The 26304-nt window shown below is 63.2% G+C and carries 20 protein-coding genes; 7 read left to right on the top strand and 13 right to left on the bottom strand.

The window, feature by feature from the left end; all coding sequences use genetic code 11:
* Nucleotides 1-40: 40 nt before the first annotated feature.
* The gene (recG, locus tag EK416_RS03530; RefSeq protein ID WP_127076092.1) at nt 41-2176 is read right to left on the bottom strand and encodes an ATP-dependent DNA helicase RecG; all 2136 of its coding nucleotides are present in this window, start codon (nt 2174-2176) and stop codon (nt 41-43) included.
* Between the two features lie 261 nt (nt 2177-2437).
* On the opposite strand from recG, the gene EK416_RS03525 reads away from it, so the two are divergent.
* Together EK416_RS03525 and mfd are read left to right on the top strand one after the other, a co-directional pair.
* Nucleotides 2438-2689, top strand: a complete 252-nt coding sequence (locus EK416_RS03525; protein ID WP_245433923.1) for an FAD assembly factor SdhE — start codon at nt 2438-2440, stop codon at nt 2687-2689.
* A 143-nt stretch (nt 2690-2832) separates the two neighbouring features.
* Nucleotides 2833-6582 (top strand): transcription-repair coupling factor, encoded by a 3750-nt coding sequence (mfd, locus tag EK416_RS03520; protein WP_127076090.1) that lies wholly within the window; start codon nt 2833-2835, stop codon nt 6580-6582.
* A gap of 290 nt (nt 6583-6872) precedes the next feature.
* Here mfd and EK416_RS03515 read toward each other — a convergent pair whose 3' ends face one another.
* The 8 genes from EK416_RS03515 to EK416_RS03480 form a co-directional block, all read right to left on the bottom strand.
* On the bottom strand, nt 6873-7976 hold the full coding sequence (locus EK416_RS03515) for a branched-chain amino acid ABC transporter substrate-binding protein (RefSeq protein WP_127076089.1): 1104 nt from the start codon (nt 7974-7976) through the stop codon (nt 6873-6875).
* 52 nt (nt 7977-8028) lie between these two features.
* Nucleotides 8029-8436, bottom strand: a complete 408-nt coding sequence (locus tag EK416_RS03510) for a DUF6867 family protein (RefSeq protein ID WP_127076088.1) — start codon at nt 8434-8436, stop codon at nt 8029-8031.
* A 42-nt stretch (nt 8437-8478) separates the two neighbouring features.
* Nucleotides 8479-9210, bottom strand: a complete 732-nt coding sequence (locus EK416_RS03505; RefSeq protein ID WP_127076087.1) for an ABC transporter ATP-binding protein — start codon at nt 9208-9210, stop codon at nt 8479-8481.
* Entirely contained in the window at nt 9207-10133 is a 927-nt protein-coding gene (locus EK416_RS03500) for an ABC transporter ATP-binding protein (protein ID WP_127076086.1), read from the bottom strand. The genes EK416_RS03505 and EK416_RS03500 overlap by 4 nt, the downstream gene beginning before the upstream one ends.
* Nucleotides 10133-11476: a high-affinity branched-chain amino acid ABC transporter permease LivM gene (livM, locus tag EK416_RS03495; RefSeq protein WP_425376108.1), complete on the bottom strand. Its 1344-nt coding sequence runs from the start codon at nt 11474-11476 to the stop codon at nt 10133-10135. Before livM ends, EK416_RS03500 begins: the two co-directional genes overlap by 1 nt.
* A gap of 258 nt (nt 11477-11734) precedes the next feature.
* Nucleotides 11735-12652, bottom strand: coding sequence for an ABC transporter permease subunit (locus EK416_RS03490; RefSeq protein WP_127076084.1), 918 nt, complete (start codon nt 12650-12652; stop codon nt 11735-11737).
* Nucleotides 12653-12800: 148 nt separating this feature from the next.
* Nucleotides 12801-13178 (bottom strand): ArsR/SmtB family transcription factor, encoded by a 378-nt coding sequence (locus EK416_RS03485; protein WP_127076083.1) that lies wholly within the window; start codon nt 13176-13178, stop codon nt 12801-12803.
* Nucleotides 13179-13312: 134 nt separating this feature from the next.
* Nucleotides 13313-14662, bottom strand: coding sequence for a glutamate-1-semialdehyde 2,1-aminomutase (locus EK416_RS03480; RefSeq protein WP_127076082.1), 1350 nt, complete (start codon nt 14660-14662; stop codon nt 13313-13315).
* A gap of 440 nt (nt 14663-15102) precedes the next feature.
* Between EK416_RS03480 and EK416_RS03475 the strand changes: the two genes are divergently transcribed.
* Genes EK416_RS03475 through EK416_RS03465 form a run of 3 tightly spaced genes read left to right on the top strand, consistent with a single transcriptional unit; the run spans nt 15103 to nt 18702 of the window.
* Nucleotides 15103-16293 carry a GumC family protein gene (locus EK416_RS03475; protein WP_127076081.1) on the top strand — a complete coding sequence of 397 codons (1191 nt, stop codon included), beginning with the start codon at nt 15103-15105 and terminating at the stop codon, nt 16291-16293.
* Nucleotides 16286-17599 (top strand): lipopolysaccharide biosynthesis protein, encoded by a 1314-nt coding sequence (locus tag EK416_RS03470; protein ID WP_127076080.1) that lies wholly within the window; start codon nt 16286-16288, stop codon nt 17597-17599. The genes EK416_RS03475 and EK416_RS03470 overlap by 8 nt, the downstream gene beginning before the upstream one ends.
* The gene (locus EK416_RS03465; protein ID WP_127076079.1) at nt 17596-18702 is read left to right on the top strand and encodes an endo-1,4-beta-xylanase; all 1107 of its coding nucleotides are present in this window, start codon (nt 17596-17598) and stop codon (nt 18700-18702) included. The genes EK416_RS03470 and EK416_RS03465 overlap by 4 nt, the downstream gene beginning before the upstream one ends.
* On the opposite strand, the gene EK416_RS03460 is transcribed toward EK416_RS03465, so the two are convergent.
* Both EK416_RS03460 and EK416_RS03455 read right to left on the bottom strand, forming a co-directional pair.
* Nucleotides 18699-20009, bottom strand: coding sequence for an O-antigen ligase family protein (locus EK416_RS03460; protein WP_127076078.1), 1311 nt, complete (start codon nt 20007-20009; stop codon nt 18699-18701). The two genes, EK416_RS03465 and EK416_RS03460, sit on opposite strands and share 4 nt — an antisense overlap.
* Nucleotides 20006-21172, bottom strand: a complete 1167-nt coding sequence (locus EK416_RS03455; RefSeq protein ID WP_127076077.1) for a glycosyltransferase family protein — start codon at nt 21170-21172, stop codon at nt 20006-20008. The genes EK416_RS03460 and EK416_RS03455 overlap by 4 nt, the downstream gene beginning before the upstream one ends.
* A 197-nt stretch (nt 21173-21369) precedes the next feature.
* On the opposite strand from EK416_RS03455, the gene EK416_RS03450 reads away from it, so the two are divergent.
* A complete protein-coding gene (locus EK416_RS03450; protein ID WP_127076076.1) occupies nt 21370-22410 on the top strand; it encodes an NAD-dependent epimerase/dehydratase family protein in 1041 nt (346 codons plus the stop codon).
* A gap of 2 nt (nt 22411-22412) precedes the next feature.
* Entirely contained in the window at nt 22413-23738 is a 1326-nt protein-coding gene (locus tag EK416_RS03445) for a DUF4910 domain-containing protein (RefSeq protein WP_127076075.1), read from the top strand.
* 15 nt (nt 23739-23753) lie between these two features.
* Here the strand turns inward: EK416_RS03445 and EK416_RS03440 are convergent, their stop codons facing one another.
* On the bottom strand, nt 23754-24692 hold the full coding sequence (locus tag EK416_RS03440) for a glycosyltransferase family 2 protein (protein WP_164729835.1): 939 nt from the start codon (nt 24690-24692) through the stop codon (nt 23754-23756).
* 34 nt (nt 24693-24726) lie between these two features.
* On the bottom strand, nt 24727-26106 hold the full coding sequence (locus EK416_RS03435) for an undecaprenyl-phosphate glucose phosphotransferase (protein ID WP_164729834.1): 1380 nt from the start codon (nt 26104-26106) through the stop codon (nt 24727-24729).
* Nucleotides 26107-26304: the final 198 nt, after the last annotated feature.

Below are 26304 nucleotides of genomic sequence, written 5' to 3'. Positions count from 1 at the left end.
GCAAATAACATTGCGGCTCGAAATAAAATCATAATGTTTTCTATCCCGCCTGCAACAGCCGCATCGCCTCGTCGCGCTCGAACAGCGCGAGGCAGGTGCGCGCGGCAAGCCCCTGTTCTGACTTCAGGAACGGATCGCGGCCCAGGAGATAGCGAACGGCGGTCGCCGCGCGCTCGATCAGCGGCGCGGCGTCGGGCCAGCCCGCGATACGGAAGCCGGGATCGCCGCTCTGCTTCGCGCCCAGTACCTCGCCGCCGCCGCGAAGCCGCAAATCTTCCTCCGCGATGACGAAGCCGTCGTCCACCTGCCGCAGGATATCGAGGCGCGATTTCGCCGTCTCGGACAGCGGCCCCTTGTAGAGCAGGATGCAGGACGACTGCGCCGCGCCCCGCCCCACGCGCCCGCGAAGCTGGTGGAGTTGCGCGAGGCCGAACATCTCCGCGTTCTCGATGATCATCACGGTCGCGTTCGGCACGTTCACGCCAACCTCGATCACGGTGGTTGCGACGAGGATCGAGGTTTCGCGCGCGGCGAAAGCGGCAATCGCCGCGTCCTTCTCGGCGCCTGACAGCTTGCCATGCACGAGGCCGACGCGCTCGCCGAAGACCTGGCGCAGATGGGCGGCGCGCTCGGTCACGGCGGTCATGTCGCGCGCGGTCTCGCTTTCGACGGCGGGGCACACCCAGTAGACCTGCGCGCCCTCGCCGAGCGCACGATTAAGGCCCTCGATGACATCATCCAGTCGCTCCTGCGGCACGGTGCGGGTGATGACAGGCTTGCGGCCAGCGGGCTTTTCGGTGATCTGCGACACGTCGAGATCCCCATGCAGCGACAGTTGCAGGGTACGCGGGATCGGCGTCGCTGTCATCACAAGGATGTCGGCGTCGCCCGCGCGGGCCTTCTCCTGCAAGGCGAGGCGTTGCGCCACGCCGAAGCGGTGCTGCTCGTCCACGATGGCGAGGCCGAAATCGCGGAATACCACATCGGGCTGAAACAGCGCATGGGTGCCGCAGATCGCGCGGATTTCACCGCTCGCGAGCTTGCCGAGAAGCCGCCCGCGCGCGCGGCCCTGTTCTCGCCCCGAGAGATAGCCGAGCGGGATGCCGGCCGCCGCACACAAGGGCGTCAGCGTTTCGAGGTGCTGGCGGGCGAGAACGTCCGTCGGCGCCATCAGCGCGACCTGCGCGCCCGCTTCCACCGCGTTCGCCATGGCAAGCGCCGCGACGACCGTCTTGCCCGCGCCGACATCGCCTTGAAGGAGCCGCAGCATGCGCCGCGACGAGGCCATGTCCGCCTTGATTTCGGCGAGCGCGGTTTCCTGCGACCGCGTCAGCGCAAAGGGCAACTGGCCGCGCATCTTCGCGGCGAGGCTGCCGTCGCCGACAAACGAGCGTCCGGCAAGCTGGCGGTGGCTTCGGCGCACCAGCGCGATGGCGAGCTGAGCGCTCGACACTTCATCATGGGCGAGCCGCTCGCGCGCCTTGTGCCATAGCGCGAGGTCTGCATGACTCCGGGGGCGGTGCAACGTCACGAGCGCCTCGCGGAAGGTCGGCCACCCTTCCGCTTCGACGAGCGCCGTATCGTGCCATTCGGGGAAATCCGGCACTTTCGCCAGCGCTTCGCCGATGACGCGGTAGAGAAATTTTTGTGTAAGGCCGAACGTCAGCGGGTAGACGGGCTCGATGGCGGGCAGGCGATGGCGCTCCTCCGGCGCGAGGACATAATCCGGGTGCGTCATTTGCAGGCGCGCGCCGTGGCGCTCGACGCGGCCCGAGACGAGGCGCGGTTCGCCGACCGGCAACAGCCGTTTGATCCCCGCGCGGTCGCCGTGGAAATAGACGATGTCGAGCGCTCCGCTTTCATCCTCGCAAACGATGCGCAACGGCGCGCGAGGGGCAGAACGCGGCGGCGCGCTGAGCTTCACCGGCGTAACCACGAGCGTGACGATGCTGCCGGAGAGCGCTTCGCTGACCGATGGCGTGAGCCTGCGGTCGAGCGTGCCCGTCGGCAGATGCCAGAGGAGATCGATCACGCGCGGTGGCGTCAGCGGCTTTGCGAGGAGCTTCGTGAGAAGCTCCGCGCCGCGCGGGCCGAGCCCCTTGAGGCTCGTCAGCGGCGCATGAAGCGCGTTCAAGCCGGCTCCTGTTGCGGGGCGTTCTTTGTCCGGGACAACCATGCGTTCAAGAAATGTGGGCGTTGATGCACCCTGCCAAGGAACCGGCGCTTCAAACAACGGCATTTGCGACTGCGATTCGCTCATGGTGGCGAGTTTGAGCACGGCGCGCGGCCCGCGCAATCCGCCGCGCAATTTTTGCACCGGCGTGACGGGGATAAGGCGGAAAGTGCGAAAGCCGGGGGTATGAATGCAGGAGCTTCGCGACTATATTGCGGGCACGGTGCCAAGTGCGCCAACATTCGCGTTCTAAAGGTTTTTTTGATGGACGGGCTTGAGCTGAGGCGCAAGCGCGCGGTGTACCGTGCGCTTCATCGCGGCACGAAGGAACTGGATCTCATTCTCGGGCGCTATGCCGAGGCGCGCGTGCCCGTCATGGACGAGACGCAGCTTACGTCCTTCGAAACGGTGCTCGCGGCGCAAGACCCGGATGTCGACCTCTGGATCAGGAAGGGCGAAGCGCCGGGCGACCTCGCGGCCATCGTGTCCGAAATCCGCAGCTTCTACAGACTATGATGATGCTTCGAGCCTGATCCGCAAAAGCGCACGGCGGTTCTTCGATAAGGATCCTGCTCGACAAGCAGCGCCGCTCACTCGATTTACGCGAAAGCGATAACGCTCAACAGCTCCAACGCGGCGGCCCGAGGCCGCACCCCGACATGGCAGGCGAAACCGAAACATTGGACAAGAAGGCGGCGGGAAAGCCCACCGCGCTCGACAGGCTTGCGGGCGGAGACGGCGCTATCCTCGCCTCCGGCGTGCCCGAGGGCCACGACGCGTTTCTGATCGCGGCCATAGCGCGGCGCCTCCCCACCGACACGGCGTACCAGCAAGTGGTGCTGCACATCGCGCGCGACGACCACCGTCTTGCCGCGCTCAAGAGCCAGCTCGAATTCTTTGCCCCCGGCGCGGACGTCCTCTCGTTTCCGGCGTGGGACTGCGTGCCTTACGACCGCGTTTCGCCCGACAGCGACATCGAAGCCCGACGCATCGCTACGCTCGCAAGGCTCGCCCATGCGAAGGGCGGCAAGCCCGCGATCATCGTGCTGACAACGGTGAATGCCGCTCTTCAGCGCGTGCCGCCGCTCGCCGCGATGAAAAAGTCGGCGGCGCGGCTCACCGCTGGCGGCCGCATCTCCATGGAACAGGTGGTCGCGCGGCTCGAAGGATCGGGCTTCATGCGCACCGGCACCGTGATGGAGCCCGGTGAATACGCCGTGCGCGGCGGTATCCTCGATCTCTACGTGCCGGGGCATGCGCGGCCCGCGCGCCTCGACTTCTTCGGCGATACGCTGGAAACGATCCGCACCTTCGATCCCGTCACGCAACGCACGCAGGCCACGCGCGATGGCGTCACGCTGCTTCCGATCAGCGAAATCCCGTCGGGCGACGCCGCCGTCAAGCAATTTCGTCAGCGGTACGTCGAGCTGTTCGGGCCGAGCAAGGGCGACGACGCGCTTTACGAGGCGGTGTCTGCGGGGACGCGTTACCCCGGCGTCGAGCACTGGCTGCCGCTGTTTTACGACGGCATGGACACGCTGTTCGATTACCTGCCGAACGCGGTCGCAACGCTCGATCATCTGGCGGACGAGGCGGCGCTGCGCCGCCTCGAAACCATCGCCGATCATTATGAAGCACGCCGCGAGGGGCTCGAACAGCGCTCCTTCGGCGCGCCGCCCTACAAGCCGCTCAAGCCCGACGCGCTCTACCTCACATCGGAGGAATGGACAGCGAAGCTTGGCGAGCACAAGGTGCGCCGCTTCGAACCCTTCCCGCAGCCGGACGCCAGGGCGGTCGTGCAGATCGACTTCAGGGGCAAGCAGGGGCGCAGCTTCGCGCTCGAACGCGCTGAAAGCTCCGACAAGCTCATTCCGGCCGTCGCCGAGCATATCCGCACGATGCAGAGCCTCGGCAAGCGCGCGGTCGTCGCCTGCTGGACGAACGGCGCGCGCGAACGCCTCGGCAACATGCTCTCGTCGCACGTCTCGCGTATCGAAAAGGTTGCGAACATCGCGGAGGTGCGGAAGGCCGAGAAGAGCGCGGTCAGCTTCGCGCTGCTCGGCCTCGAGTCGGGCTACGAGACGCCCGACCTCGCGATCATCGCCGAACAGGATATCCTAGGCGACCGCCTCATCCGTCGCCGCAAGGCGAAGAAGGCGAGCGATGTGCTCGTCGAGGCGTCGAGCCTCACGCCGGGCGACCTCATGGTGCATGCCGATCACGGCATAGGGCGGTTCATCGGGCTGAAGACCATCGACGCGGCAGGCGCCCCGCACGATTGCGTCGAACTCGAATATGCGGGCGGCGACAAGCTGTTCCTGCCCATCGAGAATATGGAACTGCTTACGCGCTACGGCTCGGACGAGGGCGACGGCCAACTCGACAAGCTCGGCGGCGCGTCGTGGCAGGGCCGGAAAGCGCGGCTCAAGAAGCGCATCCGCGAGATGGCGGAAGAACTCATCAAGGTCGCGGCTCTGCGCGAAATGAAGCCCGCGCCGGTGCTTCAGGTTTCGGACGGCGCCTATAATGAATTCGTCACCCGCTTCCCTTACGAGGAGACCGACGATCAGCTCGCCAGCATCGAAGCGGTGGCGGACGATCTCGCAAAGGGCCGCCCGATGGATCGCCTCGTGTGCGGCGATGTCGGCTTCGGCAAGACCGAAGTCGCGCTCCGCGCGGCCTTCATCGCGGTGATGGAGGGCAAGCAGGTGGCGGTCGTCGTGCCGACGACGCTGCTCGCGCGCCAGCATTACCAGACCTTCGTCAATCGCTTCCAGGGCTTCCCCGTCAAGATCGCGCAGGCTTCGAGGCTCGTGACGCCGAAGGAGATGGCGCTGACGAGAGAAGGGCTGAAGGCCGGGCAGATCGATATCGTGGTCGGCACGCATGCGCTCCTCGCCAAATCCATAGCCTTCAAGGATCTGGGCCTCCTCATCGTCGACGAGGAGCAGCATTTCGGCGTGGCGCACAAGGAACGGCTGAAGAACCTGCGCGAGGAGGTGCACGTGCTGACGCTCACGGCGACGCCGATCCCGCGCACGCTGCAACTCGCGCTGACGGGCGTGCGCGAAATGTCGGTGATCGCGACGCCGCCGGTGGATCGCCTCGCTGTGCGCACCTTCATCACGCCGTTCGATCCCGTCACGCTGCGCGAGGCGCTGCTTCGCGAGCGTTATCGTGGCGGCCAGTGCTTCTATGTGGTGCCGCGCATTTCCGATCTCGACGATGTGGCGGCGTTCCTGCGCGAACACGTGCCGGAAATCCGCTTCCGCCAGGCGCACGGTCAGATGGCGCCGACCCAGCTCGAAGACATCATGTCGGCCTTCTACGACAGGGAATTCGACGTGCTGCTGTCCACGACCATCGTGGAATCGGGCCTCGATATTCCGAACGCGAACACGCTGATCGTGCATCGCGCGGACATGTTCGGCCTCGCCGCGCTCTATCAGCTTCGCGGGCGTGTCGGCCGCTCGAAGACGCGCGCCTATGCCATGTTCACCATCCCGCCGAACGGCAAGATCACGCCACAGGCCGAAAAGCGGCTCAAGGTGCTGCACTCGCTCGACAGCCTCGGCGCCGGTTTCACGCTGGCGAGCCACGACCTCGACCTTCGCGGCGCGGGCAACCTGCTCGGCGAGGAGCAGTCCGGCCACATAAAGGAAGTCGGCTACGAGCTTTATCAGTCGATGCTGGAAGAGGCGGTCGCAGCGCTCAAGGCCAACGGCGGCGAGGAGCGCGAGGAAGAGGAACAATGGTCGCCGACGATCAATGTCGGTCTGCCCGTGTTGCTGCCGGAAGCCTACGTGCCCGATCTACAGGTGCGGCTCGGCCTTTATCGCCGGCTCTCGGGGTTGCATGAGAGCGCCGACCTCGAAAATTTCGCGGCAGAGCTGGCAGACCGTTTCGGGCCGCCACCCGATGAAGTGAAGCACCTCCTCACCGTGGTTCAGATCAAGAATTATTGCCGCAAGGCGGGCATCGCGCAGGTCGACGCCGGACCGAAAGGCGCGGTGATCACCTTCCGCAACAAGAAATTCGCGAACCCGCAAGGTCTTGTGAAGTTCATGTACGAGCACGGCGCGCAGGTAAAACTGCAGATCGATCAGAAGCTCGTGTACAAGGAGGAGTGGGACGACGGCGTGGAACGGCTGCGCGGTGCGCGGGCGCTCGTGCGCGAGCTTGCGGCCATCGCGAAGGGCGAGGCGGAAGGCGCATCGGGAGTGGCGGCAGGCGAGGGCAAAGCCATTCACGAGATGCGCCTCGCGCTGCCGAAAAAGCCCGCGACGCCGCCGCCTGCGAAGCATCAGCAAAGACCCGGCGCGGGCGCCGCACAGTTCCGGCACGCCGCAGCGGGGAAGGGCGTGCCGCCGAAGCCTCCGTCGAAGGGTGGCAAGCCCCGCTATAATTAGATCAGGCTATTCGACGCCATTGCCTGCGTTACCGCCCCGGTACGCAGGCAAAAACGTTGGATTGCGCCTGCGAACCGGTTGCTCTTCACGTCTGTGTTTTCACACAAGCTGCTGCCCGATACTTTCGGGCCTCACCAGCTGTCTTTCGCCAAATATCGACGTGGAGCGGAAGGCTTGGAGCTGTTCCTGTCCTGAGCGCCGAATGCCCCCCCAAAAAAAAAGGCGCCTCGCCGAAGCGAAGCGCCCGATTGCCGTGGCAGCCGTCGACCGCGACTGTCTAAGCTCGAAATTTACTGGATCTGCTCGTAGCCCTTCTTGCCCCAGCGATAGAACACATAGGACGGAAGGTTCGGATCGCCCTTCGCGTCGAACTTGAACTTGCCGAGCGCGGTGTCGAACTCCAGATCCTTCAGCGCGGCCACGACCTTCTCGCCTTCCGTCGTACCCGCTTTCTCGGCGGCCTGCGCCCAGGTCTGGACCGCGGCGTAGGTGTAGACGACATAGCCTTCCGGGTTGACGCCCTTCTTTTCGAGCGCGTCGACGACCTCTTTCGCGGCCGGGTTCTTGCGCGGATCGGGGGAGAAGGTCATGAGCGTGCCTTCCACATCGTCGCCCGCGATCGAGCCGAGTTCCGTCGAGACGAGCGCATCGCCGCCGACGAGGATCGTCTTCAGGTTTTGCCCGCGCGCCTGGCGGATGATGAGACCGGCTTCGGTGTGGTAGCCGCCCAGATAGACGACATCGATGCCGTTCTGCTTCAGCTTGGTGACGATGGCCGTGTAGTCCTTTTCGCCGGGCGTGATCGCCTCGTAGAAGACTTCCTGCTTGCCCGCAGCGTTCAGCGCCTTCTTGGTCTCGTCGGCGAGGCCCTGGCCGTAAGCCGTCTTGTCGTGCAGGATCGCAATCTTCTTGTCGGCGAATTCCTTCGCGAGATAAGCACCCGCGACGCCGCCTTGCTGATCGTCACGTCCGCAGATGCGATAGGTGAAGTCGCCCGGACGCTCGTCCGTCAGCTTCGGGTTGGTGGAACCGGGCGAGATCTGAACGACGCCCTGTTCGTTGTAGACGCTCGAAGCAGGGATCGAGGAACTCGAACAGAAGTGCCCCGCGACGAAGACCACCCCGGAGGAAGCCAGTTGCTCGGCGACCGCGCGCGCCTGCTTCGGGTCGCACTGGTCGTCGCCGAACTGAAGCTTGAGCTGCTTGCCGAGCACGCCGCCCTTTGCATTGATGTCGGCGACGGCTGCCTCCGCGCCCGCCTTGAACTGGGCGCCGAAGGTCGCTTCCTTGCCGGTGAGCGGACCTGCGATGGCGATGGAGATGTCGTCCGCCCAAGCCGGGGCGGCTGCGGCCCCAAGACCGAGAAGGGCCAGACCTGCCAGAATTTTGCGCATATATCGTCCTCTCCAAGTGCTTTTCATCTTATGGACTGCGGAATGCGGAAGTTCAGTCTCGACGGGATTGCGGCGGGCTCTTGGCGTCGTGCAATGGCCGCCACGTCAGCGGGCTCGTTTCCACAGCGAGCCAGCCATACTGCCGAAGCATTTGCACTGTGCGTTGCCGGGAAAACCCGATTGCCGCGAAAACGAGCAGCACGATTGCATCGACGAGATAGTAATGGAGCGATAGTAGCGAGCCCTGAGACTGGCGCCAGCTTTCAAGCGTCGCACCCGCAAACAGTCCCCAGTGCAGAAAGCGCACCGCCGCCGTCAGCAGCATCACCTGAAGGCCCGCCTGCCAGATAGGGTTCCACCCGCGCGCCGCCGCTCGCCCGATCATGTAGGCCGCGCCGCCTCCGGCAAACACGGTGACGAACAGGAAGGCCCAGAACGAGGTTTCCCAGATCACGCCCATGGCGCATCCCCCACAGGTCTGCCGCGAGAAAAAGGCGATCCATCAGGCATGAACGCCTCCTTCGAGATAGGCCGCCTTGATGTCGTCGCGAGCGAGAAGCTCGGACGCCGGCCCCGCCATCGTAATCTGACCGTTGACCATCACATAACCGCGATGGGCGAGCTTCAGCGCGTGAAAAGCGTTCTGCTCGACGAGGAAGACGGTAAGACCCTGCCTGCGGTTCAGATCGCGGATCACTGAAAAAATCTGTTTGACGATGAGCGGCGCGAGACCGAGCGACGGTTCGTCGAGAAGCAAAAGCTTTGGCCGCCCCATAAGCGCCCGGCCGATGGCGAGCATCTGCTGCTCGCCGCCCGAGAGCGTACCGCCTCGCTGCCCTTGCCTGCGTTCGAGGACGGGAAACAGGCTGAAGACGGTTGCGAGATCTCCCTTTATCGAGGCGTCGTCGTTGGGGCCGAGCAGGGCACCCATGAGCAGGTTCTCGTAAACCGTCATGCGCGGGAAGATGCGGCGGCCCTCCGGCGACTGCGCGATCGACAGCCGCATGATTTCATGCGTCGGCATGGCCGTGATGTCGCGGCCGTCGAACACGATGCGGCCGGAGCGCGCGCGCGGATCGCCGCAGATCGTGTTCATGAGCGTGGTCTTGCCCGCGCCGTTCGAGCCGATCATCGTCACGATCTCGCCCTCGAAAACGTCGATGTCGACGCCCTTCAGCGCCCGGATCGCACCGTAATAGGTTTCGACGCCGCGCACGGCGAGAAGCGGCTTCATGGTTCAACCTCCACGCCAATGTCGGCCACTTCATCGTCGGGAACGCCGAGATAGGCCGCGATCACGCGCGGATCGGCGCGGATCTCCTCGGGGGTGCCTTCGGCGATCTTCCTGCCGTAGTCGAGCACGGCTATGCGGTCGGAAATCTGCATGACCACGCCCATGTCGTGCTCGATGAGGAGGATGGACAGCGCGTGCTCCTCGCGGATCTTGAGGAGGAGCGCGTTAAGCTCGTGGCTTTCGCGCGGATTGAGCCCGGCGGCCGGTTCGTCAAGGCAGAGCAGCACGGGATCGGTGCACATGGCCCGCGCGATTTCAAGCCGCCGTTGCGCGCCATAGGGAAGGTCGCCCGCCGGGTCGTCGGCGCGGTCGATGAGGCCGATTTCGCGGAGCCAGTACGCCGCCTTGTCGATGGCTTCGGCTTCCGCGCGCCTGAAGCTCGACAGCCCGAGCAGCCCCCCGATGGTGTAGCCGGAGGCCGCGTTCAGCACGGTATGCTGCGCGACGAGCAGGTTTTCGAGAAGCGTCATGCCCGCAAACAGCCGGATGTTCTGGAATGTGCGCGCCACGCGGGCGAGCCGCGCGATTTCGAAGCCCGGCATGCGTTCGAGAAGGAACACCGCCCCGGCGCCGTCCGCCTTCAACCATTGCTTGCCCCGGAACGTCGCCGCTGGCAGCGCCTCGAACGCGGCTTCCGAACCATGGGCAAGCGCGATGCGCCCCTCCGTCGGCTTGTAGAAGCCGGTAATGCAGTTGAAGAAGGTCGTCTTGCCCGCCCCGTTCGGGCCGATGATGGCGGTGATGTCGCCGCGCCGCGCGGTGAAGGACAGCTTGTCTACGGCGAGAAGCCCGCCGAAGCGCATGGTGAGGTTCTCCACACGCAGGAGGTCGTCGCGGATTGCGTCGCTTGCGCCGTCTGCCATCAGCCGCGCCCTTCCTTGACGAAGCTGCCAGATATGTTCTTCCTCGCGTTGAGAAAGGCGGAGGGCGTGCGTCCGGACATGAGCCCTCGCGGACGCCAGATCATGACGAGCACCATGGAAAGCCCGAAAATGAGCATGCGGTAGTCCTCCAGGTCGCGGAAGCGCTCCGCGCTGCCGATGAGGATCACGGCCGCGATCACGACGCCGAGTTGCGAGCCGAGGCCGCCCAGCACCACGATGGCGAGCACCAGCGCCGATTCCATGAAGGTGAACGACTCGGGGCTGATGAAGCCTTGCCGCGCGGCGAAGAACGAGCCCGCGAAGCCGCCGAACATTGCGCCGATGGCGAACGCGGTCAGTTTGGTCGTGACCGTGTTGATGCCGACAGACCGGCAGGCGATCTCGTCCTCGCGCAGCGCTTCCCAGGCGCGGCCGATGGGCAGGCGACGCAGGCGCAAGGTTATGAAGTTGGTGAAGAGCGCGAGCGCGAGGATGACGTAATAGAGGAACACCATGCGGTGGAGCGGGTCGAACTTCAGGCCGAACACGTTCGCGAAGGTGCTTTCGCCGGTGCGCTCGAAGGGCAGGCCGAAGAAAGTGAGCTTCGGGATCTTGTTGATGCCGTTCGGGCCGCCCGTCAGGCTCTGCCAGTTCAGAAGAACGATGCGGATGATCTCGCCGAAGGCCATCGTCACGATGGCGAGGTAGTCTCCGCGCAGTCGCAGCACCGGGAAGCCGAGCGTGATGCCCCACAAGGCCGCGAAGAAGCCCGCGAGCGGCAGGCAGACCCAGAACGACCAGCCGAATTGCGTGGAGATGAGCGCATAGGTGTAAGCGCCGACCGCGTAAAAAGCGACATAGCCGAGGTCGAGGAGCCCCGCGAGGCCGACGACGATGTTCAGCCCCCAGCCAAGCATCACGTAAATGAGGATCTGCGTCGCCGTGTCGATGGCGTAGCGCTGCGACGGCCCCACCGTCAGCATCGGAAGAGCGAGCGCGATCAGAAGCAGCGCAATGGGAAACTCGCGCCCGAAATCGGCCGTAAGGCGCCTCAGGATGCCCTGTCCGACCGCCTCTTCCGGCGTCTGCCCGATAAGGAGGCGAGCCGCCCGCACAATGGCCATGGCGGCAACGACGAGGAACGTGCTTTCGCATGCGAAAGTGATGAGGTCGGTCACAGCCCCAAGCGCCGGGTGGCCAGATCCCGCCCCCGCCACCAGCGAAGTGCGGAAGCCGGGAATGCCGTAAAGCGCGAGCCCGAACGTGACGCCAACCGCACCCGCGATCTTCAGGACCGGCAAGGCCGATGGGACAAGCGAGGCAAAGGTGCGTCCGTCTTTCATCCTGCGCCAGATGAAGACGTCCAGCAGGAGCCGCCCCACGGCGACGGCCGTAGCAAGCGCGAGCGCCTTGCCGAATTGTGGCAGGAGAATCAGCACGCCGTTCACGGTTTCGGTTCTGAGGCCCACGATGGAGCCGAACAGCAGAAGCGCGATGACGAATGTGATCCCTGCGTCCTTCAAAACGTCGGCGGTGATAAAGCCCTTGGGAAGCGTTCGGGTGACGGGCGACGTTTCAGGCTGAAGCGTGTCCGTCATCTTCTAGACCTTCTCCACTTCAGGGCGACCGAGAAGGCCGGATGGCATGAAAATGAGCACGATGGCGAGGATCGAGAACGCCGCGACATCCTTGTATTGCGCGGTGAAATAGCCTGCCCAGAACACTTCGATGAGGCCGATGAGGAGGCCGCCCAGCATGGCGCCCGGCAACGATCCGATGCCCCCGAGCACAGCGGCCGTGAAAGCCTTGATGCCCGCGACAAAGCCCACGAAGAAGTCGATCACGCCGTAATAGGCAAGGAACATGAGCCCCGCCACGGCAGCCAGCGCGGCGCCGATCACGAAGGTGAGCGAGATCGTGCGATCCACATTCACCCCGCAAAGCGCGGCCATCTTGCGGTCCTGCTCGCAGGCGCGCTGCGCGCGGCCCAGGGATGTGCTGTTGATGAGGTACGAGAAGGCCGCCATCACGACCACCGTGGTCACGACGATCAGGATCTGCATGTAGGAAAGGCTCACGGCGAAGCCGCCATCGCCCTCGGACAGGGTGAAGCCGCCCCGGATGATGGGCGGCAGGGGCTTCGAGCGCGCGCCCTGCGCGAGCGCCACGAAGGTCTGAAGCGCGATCGACATACCGATGGCGGTGATGAGGGGCGCGAGGCGGAAGGAATTTCGCAAGGGGCGGTAGGCAAGGCGTTCGATGGCCCATCCCCAGAGGCCGGTCAGCGCCATGGCGATGACGAGTGCGAGAAGCAGCGCGAGCGGAACGGCGGTGACGCCCAGCGCGAAAAGCGAGAGAATGGCGATCAGGGCGACGAACGCGCCGATCATAAACACTTCGCCATGCGCGAAGTTGATCATGCCGACGATGCCGTAGACCATCGTATAGCCGATTGCGATGAGCCCGTAGATCGAGCCGAGAGTCAAACCGTTGATGAGTTGTTGGGCGAAATAGTCCATCGAGAGTTCCGCTTCGGTGCGGCCGGTATGTAAACCGGCACGAGCCCACGATGTAGTCTAATCCGGGGGGCTGCGACAACAACTACCGGCAGTGGGCCGCGCATTGTTAAGCTGGATTCGGACCGACGCGGCGCAAAACCCGACGGGGTCAGGCGTGGGCGTCGAAAGCCTCCGCCCTTCGGTGCGCATTCGTGCGCGAAGACGCCGGGCGGTCGTCGTCGAGAATGTCGAGGATCGCGCGCGCTCTGGCGTTACGGAGAGAGTAGATGACGTGATGGCCGTGCCGCTCGGCCGCGACGATGCCGTCGAGGCGGAGCCGCGCCAGATGTTGCGAGGCCAGGCTTTGCCGCAAGCTCAGGCGCTGGCAAAGATCCATGACCGTATGCGGAGCTTGACCGAGAAGGCGAAGGATCTGGAGCCGGTGCGGATTGGCGAGCGCGCGCAGCATGTTGGCCGCCTGCACAGGGCCGTGTCCCGCCGCAACATCGTCTGCCCTTGCTTCGCCTGTCCCGTCGAGTTTTCCCATGTCCACGCCCCGTAATTGCTGACTCTGCGTCTTGTCTCGTTCACATAATGATAAGGGGTTTCGAACATCTCCGGTTTCAGATGTTTGCCAGAACGGTTCAAATAAACGAGAGGCGCATAAACGAGAGGCACATTTCAGGCGCCGAAATCTTCATCGAAAGCGCCGGGCAGATTGAAGCTTCGCTGCACGATCTGGGAAGGGCGCCCGCAAAGGTGCTTTCCAAAGCCGTCGTCCAGTGCGCGGGCATAGACGGCAAGCGACGCATCCACCGCTTCCACGGTCCGCTCGATGTCGTGCGCGGAATGCGAATAGCAGACGGCGAGCGAGGGGCAGATGACGCCGCCGCGGATCATCTCCTGCAGGAAAAGCGACCGGTATCCCTGAGAGGGTTTCCGGTCGCGGTCGAGCGTCGCGAAGACAAGGCAGCAATCGCGGCCATGGACGGATACGTGGTCCCGCAGGCCGTGACGGCGGATCGCCTGCTCGAAGCCCTCGCGCAACGATGCGCCGAGCCTATGCAGCGTTTCGATCACCGGTTGATCCTGGTAGGTCTCGATGGTTGCTAGAGCAGCGGCGAGAGGCCCGGTTTCGCCGCCGTGAGTGGTGGAGAGCAGGAACACGCGCGGCTTGTCGTGGTGCTGAAAGCCGCCGAGCCGCATGAACTCGCGTTTGCCGCACAAGGCGGAAACGGAGAAGCCGTTGCCGAGCGCCTTGCCGAATGTGCTGAGATCGGGCTCGATACCGTAGAGCGCCTGCGCGCCGCCATTCGCCCACCTGAAGCCGGTGATCATTTCATCGAGGACGAAAAGCGCGCCATTGCGATGGCACAGTTCCTTCAGCCGATGCAGGAAGCCGTCCTTCGGATCGGCGCCGCGCGAGGGTTCGAGGATGATTGCCGCGATCTTGCCGGGGTAACGGTCGAAGAGCGCCGCAGCGCTGTCGAGATCGTCATACCTGAACGTCAGCGTAAGGTCTTTCGTCGCCTGCGGCACGCCGGCTCCCATCGCCGTCGTGCCGATGAACCAGTCGTCGACGGAGAAAAACGGGTGATCCGAGCAATAGGCGACATGGTCGCGTCCGGTGTGGGCCCTCGCAAGTTTGATCGCGCCGGAGGTGGCGTCCGAGCCGTCCTTGCAGAACTTCACCATCTCGGCGCCGATCAGGCTCAGGAACCGCTCGGCGCACTCGACTTCGATGGGGCTCGGCCGGGTGAAGTTGCAGCCTTTCGCAACCTCTTTCTGGACCGCATCCACAACGGCGGGAAACGCATGCCCGAGCGTGACGGCGCGGTTTCCCATCCCATACTCGATGAACTCGTTGCCATCGACATCCCAGACGTGGGGGCCACGCCCGCGCTCGATGAAACCCGGCGCGAGGACGGGATATTGGTCGAGGCCCTTGGCGTAGGTGTGGCATCCCGCAGGAATGAGACGATGGGCTCTCGCCTGAAGCGTCTTCGATCTGGAAAAGGACTGATGTGACATATCCCGCCTCAAGAACTGCGCCAGCATTCGGAGACTTTGGTGCAGCCCCATTTGTTTCGATGTCGATTCAAAATGCAGAGATTGCGATTGCTGGCGGCGCAGTCCGCAGCCTAAGCACCCGCATTCTCCGTCGCAATATGGATGGCTCCGCCAAGAATTAGACGCGAATGCACTGTTTGGACAATAGCACGAGACTGTTTCTCTTGAACTTGGTTAAGGCGTCGATCCGGCTTTGTTTGTCTTGCCGTCACTAGAAATTTGTGCCAACACGTCCGATGACGCGCGTATTTGCCTCGCCCTCCGTAGGCATGCAAGCAAGATTATGCGCATCAAGAGCAACTTGGACGTATTGATCCGAACGCAAGCGGTTTCCAGTGGAAGTCAATACACCGGATATCAGAGATGTTTTGTAAAAGGCTGGTTGTTTCTTGAGTTTCCCGATGCATGATGTCGTCGTCGATCCCGAAGATCGCGAGATCGATTTCAGAAAGATCCTGAACGCGCTCTTCGTCAATGCACGTCTGGTTATCGCAGCCGCGGGGCTTGGCGTCGCGCTCGCCGTGCTTCTCATCGTGGTCTCGAACCCCGCCTACAAGGCGACAGCCAAGGTTCTCATCGACACGCGACAACAGAACATTCTTTCCAGCGAGGAACTCGTCAAAAGCGCCATCTTCGACACATCGGCAATCGACACGCAGGTTGAACTTCTCACGTCGGGCAGTGTGGCGCGCCGGGCGCTGGCCGAACTGTCGGAGAAGTCGACACCGGGCGAGACAAAGCGGGAAACCTTCACGGACAAGGAAATTCGCGCCTTTCTCGCCAATCTCTCGGTTGCGAGAAAGGGGCTGACCTACGTTCTCGACGTCACTTTCTCGGCTCGCAACGCCGCCGACGCTGCCAACGCCGCCAACGTCATCGTGAAAGCCTATATCGATGAGGCTGCCGCCGCCGACACGAGCGCCGCGCAAAAAGCCAACGCCTGGCTGCAGGGCCGCATCAAGAACCTCGAACCCCAGGTCATCAGGCTCGAAAAGCAGATGCAGGACTACAGGGCCGTAAATGGACTTGTCAGCGTCGGCGAGCAGACCGTCGAGGAGCGAAATCTCGTCGAATACATAGGCCAGCTCGGCCTTGCGAGAGCCGCACTTGCCGAGGCGCAGGCCAAGCGCGACCTCGACCAGTCGAAAAGCGCAGTGTCGCTCCAGTCGCAGGATGCCTATTTGATTGCGAAAACGAAGGTTGCCCTTTTGGAGCGGGGGCTTGACACCCTGCGTGGCGAAGTTGTCGAGCGGCGGGAAAAGGAACTTCAGCTTCAGGAGATGGAGCGGGAGGCAACGGCCGCGAAGGAGCTTTATGCGCTGCTCCTGAAACGGCAGCGCGAGATCGAGGCGCAGGAAAGCCGCAGCGCCGCCTATGCCCGCGTCGTTCAGGAGGCGCTGCCACCGGCATGGCCATCCTGGCCGCCTAAGGCGCTCCTTCTTCTTGCAGGCGCCTTCATCGGTTTCGTGGCTGGTGTGCTCCTCGTGGTGGCAAGGCTCGTCGCAAGTGCAAGGGGGGTCACCCTGCACTCGCTTCGTCCCGCATTCGACGGCGGCATCCGCGACGCGCGGCCTACGGGGCGCGATGCGTAGATCGATCCTCTATTCCGTCCTGGACCAGGCTGCCCTCAGTGCCTTCAACTTCGCGCTCGCCTTCGCGCTCATCCGCATCTGGAGCGACAACCCCGAGGTTTTCGGCATCTATTCGATGGTGTTCGCCGGCTCGCTTGCGCTCATCTCGGTGCAGAATGCGCTGATCAATGCACAATTCACCATCCTTCGCCCCAAGGCGACGAGCGAGAGCGACGAGTCCACTCTTCTCTCGATGTTCTGGACGGTGAACGTCGCCGTCGTGTTCTGCGCGATGCTGCTGATGTTCGCCTCGATCCTCGCCACAGGCGGCGACCTTGCGCTTGCGGCCTCGGCCGCAGCCTATGTCGGCGCGACACTTCTGCGCGAATACACCCGCAGCCATCATTTCTCCGACATGAATGTCCTTGCCGTCCTCGCCCTAGACGGCGTGTCGCTTGCCATCAGTATCGGCCTCTTCGCTGCCGCCTATGCGTTCGGGCCGCCGCTCGGCCTGCCGATCCTGTTCGCGATCCTGGCGGCGGGCCTTCTCATCGCTTCTGGCCTCGCGATCCGCATGCATCGTCAGCATTATCGCATTCTCGCCGACCGGGAGACGGTGGCCTTTTATCGGGCGGTGTGGCGCAAGCATTCCTTCTGGGCGCTGATGGGCGTGCTCACGTCGGAGTTTCAGCAGCGCGGATATGTTTTCGTGGTTGCGGCGGCTTTCGGCGCGGGAAGCGTCGCACTGATACAGGCCGCCGCCTTGCTGTTCCGACCGATTCAGCTCGTGACGCACGCCTGGGGCAAGCTCGCGCGCGCTGTTCTCGCCGACCATCTGGCCAGGGGAGATGTCGCCCGCGCCCGCGCGTTCACGCTTCAAAGCTTCGCGGTGCTTGGCGCGCTGTTCCTCGCTTTCAGTGCGGCGCTGGCGCTTGGCTGGCCCTTCATCAGCGATGTCCTCTTTCGAGGGCGCTACACGGACCTCGGCGCAATCGTCGTGCTGTGGGGGATCGCGGCGGCAGTCATCATGAGCACGGGAATTTTCAGCCTCGAAGTGCAGACGCTCATGCGGTTCAGGGAATTGAGTTTCGGCGCGGCGCTGGGCGCGCTGGTCTGCGCGGTCGTGCTGGCGGCAGTGGTGCTGTTCGGCGATTTCCGTGCTTCGGTTCTCGCTGTCATCGGGGGACAATTGGCGTTCTTTGCCGTGGTTTTGTGCCTTCTGCCCAAGACCAAGCCCCGGTTCGCCGCCAAAATCGGGCCTGCGCCGGAGCTTCGGACGAAGGGCGCGCCCCCTTCGCCGCTCGAAAGAGGCGTAGCCGAACCATGACTTTCACCCGCCGCGAATTCCTCGGCTGCACGTCGCTCGCGATCTTGACTGCGGCGCTTGACGGCGCGCGGGCCGAGGATGGCGATCCAGCGCTGAGGCAACTTGGCGGGGAAAAGGGGCTCGTGATCGGCTCCGCATTTTCGACGACCGAACTCAACCCCGGCGACGAGCGCCTTTTCAGGTGCGAAGTCGCGCGGATCACCCCCGAAAACGAACTGAAGATGACAGCCATCAGGCCGACGCGCGAGACGTTCGATTTCACCCGCGCCGACGCCATCGCCGATTTCGCCGGGCGAGGCGGTCTCGAAATGCGCGGCCACACCCTCATCTGGAACAATGACCGGCAGCCGGGGTGGCTTTCGACGCTCTCCGAGGCCGAGATGCGTTCGACCCTCGAAGAGCATATCGAGCGCACCGTGGCGCATTACCATGGCCGCATCGAGGTGTGGGACGTGATCAACGAACCGGTCGGCGCCGTCGCGTTCGGGCCTTACATGCTGCGCGACGGACCGTTCGTTCAGCGCCTCGGGGCCGATTATATCGCGCTTGCCTTCCGCACCGCGCGCGCTGTCGCTCCCGCCGCAAGGCTCGTGCTCAACGAGACGCACACCGAGCGCGACGACCGCTTCGGCCGGGATTATCGCAGGCGCCTCATCCATGTGATCGACCGACTTCAGGATGCGGGTGTGCCGCTGGACGGGATCGGCCTGCAAGGCCATCTCCAGCCCGACAAGCCGTTCGACCCGGACGGTTTCGGCGCCTTTCTCGACGAGATCGCGCGCCGGAAGCTTTTCATCGAAATCACGGAACTGGACGTCAACGACGCGAGCTTTCCCGACGACGTAGCGGCGCGCGATCGGGCCGTCGCCGAAACATATCGGCGCTTCCTCCGCACCACGCTCGCGAACCCTGCTGTAAAGAGCCTGAGCTTCTGGCAACTCGGCGACGGCCCAAGCTGGTATTTCGCGCAGTCGGTGGACGAGAACCCGTCGAGCCAGCGCCGTCCGCGTCCGCTGCTTTATGATGGAAACATGCGGCCGAAAGCAGCCTTCGACGCAGTGGCGGACGAACTGAGGCGGATGCCCCCACGTACGGGCGGCTAACCGGCAGACGCTTGCCCGGAGGACGTATCACGCGAAGCGAGGCGTCGCGCCGTCATGAAACACAGCGCGACCGTGATGATCCACGGCATCGCGAGGCCGCGCGCGAGCGACGATTCGGTCACGTTATGCATGAGCAGGAAGATCAGCAGCGAAAGGGCGAACAGGAAGAAGGCCCGGTCGCTGACCCGCAGGCGGTCGACCGCAACGAGGACCTGCCACAGGAATGCGATCATGAACGCAAGCCCCACCGCGCCGACCGTCAGGGCGAGGTCGAGATATCCGTTATGCGATTGGGTCAAGAGGTGAATGAAGGGCGGGCTCGCCTGAAGGTTCGGCGCATCGAACCCCACGCCCCAGAAGGAACCGTAGCCGAAGCCTAAAAGCCATCGTGTCCGCCACTGTTCGACCGAAAACGCCCAGATTTCATCGCGCCCGGTGAAGGATGCGTCCGCCAGCACCATGCCGAGCGCGTCGGCGACCGTCATGTCGAGCACCACGGTCACGACGAGAAGCAGGCAAGTGACGAGAGCCGCCCCGAGCGCCAAAATCACGGGCATTTGCAGCCGCGTCTCCCTCGCCGCAAGAAGGATGAGCCACGCGAGTGTTGGCGCGGCGATGGTGAGCGCCAGGGCCGTCTTGTTTCCCGAGAGCAGAAGCAGAGCTACCCACGCCGCGAGATAGACCGTGTTTACCGCGCGCGAGAGCGCTCCTTCCAGCCTGGTTCGCCACATCGCGCCGATGAAAAGCCCCGTCGCCGCGATCACGCCGAGGAAGTTCTTGTCGCCGGAAACCCCTCGAAAAAGGCCCCGGTAGTCGAACGAAAACGGGAAGGCGAGGCTTGCCAGATTGGCGATCAGGGTGATGGCGAAAGCGAGATACGCGACCCGGAGCACCTCGTCTTCCGATCGGCAATAGGCGGTAGCGCCTGCGGCGCAGTAGACGCCGATGACAAGAAGGAGCGTACGACGAAACGAGATGTCGGGATGCGTGGCCCATGCCGGCGAGAGGAGGCAAAATGCGAGAAAGATCGGCAACAGCCAGAGGGTCGGCAGGAGCCGGACGAGCCGCCCCGGTCCGCGCAGCAGGATGACGAGCGTCACGAGGCCCGCCATCGACAGCCAGACCAGCTGATTGGCGAGATCGCTGGTCGCTGTGCTGACGGCGAAGGAACCTGTCTGCAAGTCGGTGAAATCGACGGGCGAAATGTCGGGCGGGAGCATTTCGGCAATCCGAAGCAGGATGACGAGCCAGAGGAGGGCAGGGAGCCACGCAAGCGGCGTCGGCGTGCGGTCGGTCGCTTCGCTCATGGCTTTAGCGCCCTCGCGACACGGTCGAGACAGTCCCGGTAGGCGGCGAGCGTTCGGGCGGAAATGCCATCGGGATCGAACGCGTCGAGCGGTGCGGACGTGCCCCGGGGTGGGCGTTCCGCGCGCGCGACATCAAGCGCCTTACGCAAGCCCTCCGGCGAAAGCGGCTGCGGCAGTGGCACGAACCAGCGCAGGCCGAGATGTTCGGAAAGCGCCTTGAGCGAGCCGAGTTCCGGCGCACATACCGGCACTTCATGGGACAGAGCCAGCAGCACGCTGCCCGAGTTGAGAACGTGCTTGAAGTTGAACGCGCCGAGATCGGCGGCGGAATAGATCACAGCAATTTCATCGTCCGACACGCGATGCGGGCGAACGATCAGACGCCCCGCGCTTCCGCTGGCGAGACGGACAAGCGCCGAGAGATAGGCGGCATCGTCGCAAGCACCGGCGATCACGAGTTTCTCGTCTTCCCGCGCGATCCGAAGAAAAGTTCGCGCCAGTTCGAGAATGCCCTTGCCGGGCCGGATCGCGCCGACGGCGGCGAGAATGAAATCCGACGCCCCCACGCCGAGCGCATCGCGAGCGCGGGCGGTGTCGACGCGCGGAGGATAAGCGGCACGATAGTGCGGATGCGGGATGACGATCCTGTGGACCGGGACGAGTTGCGGATACGCGTCGAGACAGCGCCGCTCCGCTTCGGCGGTCAGGTTGATGACGAGATCGAGCTTCGAGCAGAACGCCGCCATGTAACTTTGCCAGATCCGCTCGCGGGGCTCCCCCAGCGGCTCGTGCGGCGCGATGTTGTGCGCCGTCCAGACGACGATGCCGCCTTGGCTTTTCACCCGGTCCATCTGTTGCAGCATGCGCCTTGCGTAGAGGCGCGACAGGAAAGGATGGGCGCGCGATACGCGGCCCCAGAATATGCGTTCGGGCCAGTGGACGTGAAGAACGTCGGCATCGGCGGGGCACGCGCGATAGAAGGAGAATTCCGTGACAGCGCAGCCCTGTCCCGTCATGGGCTCATGGATGAGCCACGTGTAGGGATTGACCGCGCGATCGGCGGGGCCGGGGCAGGCGACGATGCGCATCGCGCGGGCGTCGGATCCATCGATGCGGCGCGGCGGCGATGATAACCCGCAAGCAAAATCGGGCGAGAGTGACACGGCTTCTCTGATATGCGGCTAGATTTTTTCAGAACGCTAGCATCCCCGGACGCGAAGATCTCATCCTTTGTTCGTTTCGGTTAAAGATATAAAATTTGACGATTAACCACGCGCACAATACATCCGCTTCCTCGCGCTTGTACGCGTTGCGATGCTCTGTGTCTTTGTCTAGACCGAACAATCACGGAGTTTGCAAGATGAAAATATTCTTGACCGGGCATCTGGGCTATATCGGCACCATCATGGCCCCCATGCTCGCCGACGCGGGCCACGCCGTTACCGGTTGCGACGCCGATCTCTACGAGCGGTGCACTTATGCGCCGGGCGGTCGGATCGGTGACTTCCCAAAGCTGCGAAAGGATGTGCGCGACGTTCAGGTGGAAGACCTCGAAGGCTTCGATGCCGTCGTTCACCTCGCTGCGCTGTCCAACGATCCGTTGAGCGACCTCAATCCCGACATCACCTACGCGATCAATCACAAGGCGAGCGTGCGCCTCGCCGAGCTGGCGAAGAGGGCGGGTGTGCACCGCTTTGTCATGGCGTCTTCGTGCAGCAACTATGGCCGCGCAGGCGAGGGGCTCATTGACGAAACCGGCGATCTCAATCCGGTCACGGCCTACGGACAATCCAAGGTGCGCTCCGAGCGGGATATCGGCGCCCTCGCGGACGACGGCTTTTGCCCCGTTTTTCTTCGCCCTGCAACGGCGTACGGCGTGTCGCCCCGCATGCGCTTCGACATCGTGCTGAACAATCTCGTCGCCTGGGCGGTGACGAAGGGCGTCATCTACATGAAGTCCGACGGTACGCCGTGGCGCCCGGTGGTTCATATCCGCGACATTTCGCAGGCTTTCCTGCGTGCGCTCGAAGCGCCGCGCGATGTGGTCTTCAATCAGGCGTTCAATGTCGGGAGCACGGAACACAATTACCGCATCCGCGATCTCGCCGAGGTGGTAGCCGGGGTCGTGCCCGACTGCCGGATCGAATACGCGGCCGATGCGGGCCCCGACACGCGCTCCTACCGCGTGGATTTCGGCAAGATCGAACGCGAACTCGGCTTCAAGGCTGAATGGGACGCAAGGAAGGGCGCGGAGGAACTTTACAACTCCTATCGGGAGGCTGGCCTGACGCTCGACGATTTTGAAGGACCGCGCTATCAGCGCATCGGGCACATCAAGTCGCTGCTGGCGGCGGGCATCCTCGCGCCCGATTTGAGGCACGTGCCGAAGGCGGCGGCCTGAGCGTGGGCGAGGCGACGAAACCGGCGGCGGTGCCCCCCGGTCTCGAGGCCGATGCGGGCGTAACGATCCACGCGATTGCCGCCGAGATTTTTCCGCTTTGCCGCAGCATTACCGGAGACGGTGTGAGGGAGACCTTGCGCCGTATCGGCCGTAACATTCCGCTCGACGTGATCGAGGTGGAGAGCGGCTCGCCTGCGTGCGACTGGACGGTGCCGGACGAATGGACCATCCGCGCAGCCTATATCGAGAACGCGGCCGGTGAACGGATCGTCGATTTCCGCGCGAACCCGCTGCACGTGATGAGCTACAGCGTCGCCGTGGACGAGGTCATGCCGCTCGACGCGTTGAAACGCCACGTTTTCACGCTTCCTGAACAGCCGGACCTGATCCCCTACCGCACGTCCTATTACGCGCCGTGCTGGGGCTTCTGCATGGCGCATCGGCAGTTGGAAGCGCTGCCGGACGGACCTTACCGCGCCGTCATCGATGCCGATATCGCGCCGGGCCACCTCACTTATGGCGAGTTTTACCTGCCGGGCGAGACGCCGGAGGAAGTGCTGCTTTCCGCGCACATCTGCCATCCCGGCATGGCGAACGACAATTGTTCCGGCCTCGCGCTTCTCACCTACCTCGCGAAACAGCTGACGGGTGAGAAAAGGCACTACAGCTACCGCTTCCTGTTCGCGCCGGGGACCATCGGCGCGCTGACATGGCTCGCCCGCAACGAGGAGACTGTTTCGCGCATCCGCCACGGGCTCGTGCTCTCCTGCGTCGGCGACGGCGGCGGTCCGTATTACAAGCGCAGCCGCCGTGGCAATGCCGCCATCGACCGCGCCATGGATCATGTCCTGAGGCTCAACAGCGCCGCGCCCGAGATCGTGGATTTCGTCCCTTACGGCTATGACGAGCGCCAGTTCTGCTCGCCGGGCTTCAATCTGCCGGTCGGGCTGTTCCAGCGGAGCCGATATGCGAGTTTCCCTGAGTATCACACTTCGGCCGACACGATGGATTTCATCACGCCCGAACATCTCGCGGAGAGCCATGCGCTTGTACGCGAGGCACTTTTCGTGATCGAAAACGACCGGCTCTATCGCAACCTGTTCCCCAAGGGCGAGCCGCAGCTTGGCAGGCGCGGGCTCTACGATGCGCTCGGCGGCGATCCGAAGGCCGCTGAAAAGAACCTCGCCATGCTGTGGATGCTGAACCTTTCGGACGGCGCGCATTCGCTGCTCGACATCGCCGAGCGCGCGAAGCTCCCCTTCGCGACGATCCTTGCCACCGCACGGCTCCTGGAAAGGCACAAGCTGATCGCGCCCGTCCCGGCCTGATCATCCGCGAACGATCTACACGCGGGCGGCGCGCAGGAACGGAATGCTGTCAAACATGAGTTCGGGACGGTAGCGGAACGTCTCGGGGATTGCCGACGACGCGGAATGGAGGGCGAGATAGGCGAAACACCGCGCCTTTTCCGCGGCGCTCAGGTCCGTTTTACGCAGCATCGAAATGTAGTGGCCGAGTTTCACAAGTTGGGCGGATTTCAAACGGATCGATGGATCGATCCGCGATTGCACCGACGTCTTGCCCATCATGCTCGTCATTTCCGTGTGCATGCGCTTCCTGAAAAGTTTGCCGGGAGCTATGGCGTAGCGCCCGTGCAGCGCGAGTTCGGCGAGCAGCAGCTTGTCGGAGCCGAAAAAGCTTTGGTGGAGCACCGTCTTGAGCAGCGTTTCGCGGCGCATCAACCCGTAGATCGGCGCGCACATGATCTGGCCCGCAAGCACGGCGCGGAAGCGCCGGGTGCGCTCCCCCGAGCATGCGCAGTCGTCGCGATCGAGGAGCCACGTTCTGCCGTTCTTGTCATCGAAGCAGGCGTGAAGACCGGCGTCGTAGGGCAGAGCGCACCCATCTTTGTCGACGAGAGCGGTCTCGCTGTGGCTGACCGCCACCGACGCGTCGTCCCGGATTGCGGGAAAGCAGGCCGCGAGGTAGTCCGGCTCGTAAAGATCGTCGGCTGCGGACCATTTGAAAAAGGGCGCGCTCGCAAGCTCGAAGACCCGGTTGTAATTCGGGATCAGCCCGATATTCGTCTCGTTGCGGAAATATTTCACGCGGGCGTCGGCGGCGGCATAGGCGCGAAGCAACTCTTCGGTGCCGTCGTTGGATGCGTTGTCCGAGATCACGATTTCGAAGTCGCCGAACGTCTGACCTAACAGGCTGTCCATGAGCTGGCCGATATAGGGCAGCCCATTGTAGACCGGAACACCGATCGATATTTTTGCCATTGTACGCATCACAAAACCTCCGAACCCGCGAAACTCAATAGGCCTTGCGGGAGATGAAGCCGTAGACCGGCGTCATGAGAATGATCTTGATGTCGAGCCAGATCGCCCAGTTCTCGATGTATTCGAGATCGAGCCTCACGCGATGTTCCATCTGGGACGGCTTCAGGACTTCGCCGCGAAATCCGTTGATCTGGGCCCAGCCGGTGATGCCTGGCTTCACGCGGTGGCGCGTGGCATAATTCGCCAGAAGCCGGGAATAATAATCATTGTGGGCCAGCGCATGAGGTCTAGGCCCCACGACGGACATGTCGCCCTTGAGCACATTCAGGAACTGCGGCAACTCGTCGAGGCTCGTACGGCGAAGGAGACGCCCGACCCGCGTCACGCGGCCATCGGATTTCGAAGCCTGCACAACCTGCTTCCCGTCTTCGAGCACGGTCATCGTGCGGAATTTCAGCACGTGAATGACCTTGTTATTGAACCCATGGCGACGCTGGCGGAAAATTACGGGACCGGGCGAATCCAGTTTGATTGCAATGGCAATGAGAACCATCGCGGGCGCGAATAGTAAGAGCGCGATCAGCGCGATGACGATATCCTCTATCTTCTTGACGAAGACGCCCCATTCCGAGATCGGGATGCGCTGTACCCCAATGGCGCCGAATTGCCCATAATGGCGCACCGTCCCCATGGAAAGATCGAGCGCGCCGAAGTCGGGGACGATATTGACGTTCACCGGCAGCAGGCGCAGATGCTCGACTGCCTTGCAGAGAACGTCTTTTTCCGACGCCGGAACAGCCACGATCACATCGCTGACGAACGTGTTTTGACATTGCGTAACGATTTGCTGAAGACATCGGTCGAGGTGCGCAGTGCGGTCGGGTGCCGAACTCTCCCGGGCGGGCGCCATACTCGGGCAGAGTGTGTAGACGCCCGCTATGCTGACGGGCCCCAGGCGTTCTTCTCTCCTGAGTCTCGCGACCGCATTTTGAAGCGGTTCGCCTGAACCGACTATAATGACGGCTGTCCGCAGATAGCCCTTCTGGAGCAGGCGCATGTAGGCCGAACGCCAGCCCACGCGGGTCACGAGCAGGATCGCATATGTGGCAATCAGCCAGCTGGAGAACCAGCCGCGCGAAAGCTGCGCACTTTCCTTGACGGCGAAGAGAACGAAAAGAGACAGTCCAAAGGCGAAGGCAACGATCAGGAACAGGCTGAAATAGCCCCGCCAGACGCCCGGCCGAAGTATGTCTTCATAATAATTCTGGCGACGAAGCCCGAAATAGAGGGAGATGACAACGATAAAAATGCAACTCGCGTGAAAGGAAGGCGCCTCCGCTTCCAGATAAATAGAAATATATAAATATTTTATGACAAAGGCTGCCGCCACCACCAGAGCGATGTCGAATGCCATCGCGATATCGGAGAACATTCTTTGCGTAACAGCTTGTTCTTGCCGCTTTCCATCGACTGTAATATCCGAAATATCGAGATAATTGCTGGACATACCCCTCATTGCCGCCTTTAATTTATCCGTAACTTTCGATCAACCATTTTAGCGGAATGATTTGCAAAAGCGATCTGTTATAATCATAACTGTTTGTTATTATTA

Origin of the sequence: Rhodomicrobium lacus (assembly GCF_003992725.1) — a bacterium.
Taxonomy (GTDB): Bacteria; Pseudomonadota; Alphaproteobacteria; order Rhizobiales; family Rhodomicrobiaceae; genus Rhodomicrobium; species Rhodomicrobium lacus.
This window is presented reverse-complemented; position numbering and strand designations above follow the sequence as displayed.

Bases quoted from the DNA above. Each gene is read 5' to 3' on its own strand.
- recG (WP_127076092.1), bottom strand. From the start codon at position 2,176: ATGGTTGTCCCGGACAAAGAACGCCCCGCAACAGGAGCCGGCTTGAAC.
- EK416_RS03525 (WP_245433923.1), top strand. From the start codon at position 2,438: ATGGACGGGCTTGAGCTGAGGCGCAAGCGCGCGGTGTACCGTGCGCTT.
- mfd (WP_127076090.1), top strand. From the start codon at position 2,833: ATGGCAGGCGAAACCGAAACATTGGACAAGAAGGCGGCGGGAAAGCCC.
- EK416_RS03515 (WP_127076089.1), bottom strand. From the start codon at position 7,976: ATGCGCAAAATTCTGGCAGGTCTGGCCCTTCTCGGTCTTGGGGCCGCA.
- EK416_RS03510 (WP_127076088.1), bottom strand. From the start codon at position 8,436: ATGGGCGTGATCTGGGAAACCTCGTTCTGGGCCTTCCTGTTCGTCACC.
- EK416_RS03505 (WP_127076087.1), bottom strand. From the start codon at position 9,210: ATGAAGCCGCTTCTCGCCGTGCGCGGCGTCGAAACCTATTACGGTGCG.
- EK416_RS03500 (WP_127076086.1), bottom strand. From the start codon at position 10,133: ATGGCAGACGGCGCAAGCGACGCAATCCGCGACGACCTCCTGCGTGTG.
- livM (WP_425376108.1), bottom strand. From the start codon at position 11,476: ATGAAAGACGGACGCACCTTTGCCTCGCTTGTCCCATCGGCCTTGCCG.
- EK416_RS03490 (WP_127076084.1), bottom strand. From the start codon at position 12,652: ATGGACTATTTCGCCCAACAACTCATCAACGGTTTGACTCTCGGCTCG.
- EK416_RS03485 (WP_127076083.1), bottom strand. From the start codon at position 13,178: ATGGGAAAACTCGACGGGACAGGCGAAGCAAGGGCAGACGATGTTGCG.
- EK416_RS03480 (WP_127076082.1), bottom strand. From the start codon at position 14,662: ATGTCACATCAGTCCTTTTCCAGATCGAAGACGCTTCAGGCGAGAGCC.
- EK416_RS03475 (WP_127076081.1), top strand. From the start codon at position 15,103: ATGCATGATGTCGTCGTCGATCCCGAAGATCGCGAGATCGATTTCAGA.
- EK416_RS03470 (WP_127076080.1), top strand. From the start codon at position 16,286: ATGCGTAGATCGATCCTCTATTCCGTCCTGGACCAGGCTGCCCTCAGT.
- EK416_RS03465 (WP_127076079.1), top strand. From the start codon at position 17,596: ATGACTTTCACCCGCCGCGAATTCCTCGGCTGCACGTCGCTCGCGATC.
- EK416_RS03460 (WP_127076078.1), bottom strand. From the start codon at position 20,009: ATGAGCGAAGCGACCGACCGCACGCCGACGCCGCTTGCGTGGCTCCCT.
- EK416_RS03450 (WP_127076076.1), top strand. From the start codon at position 21,370: ATGAAAATATTCTTGACCGGGCATCTGGGCTATATCGGCACCATCATG.
- EK416_RS03440 (WP_164729835.1), bottom strand. From the start codon at position 24,692: ATGGCAAAAATATCGATCGGTGTTCCGGTCTACAATGGGCTGCCCTAT.
- EK416_RS03435 (WP_164729834.1), bottom strand. From the start codon at position 26,106: ATGGCATTCGACATCGCTCTGGTGGTGGCGGCAGCCTTTGTCATAAAA.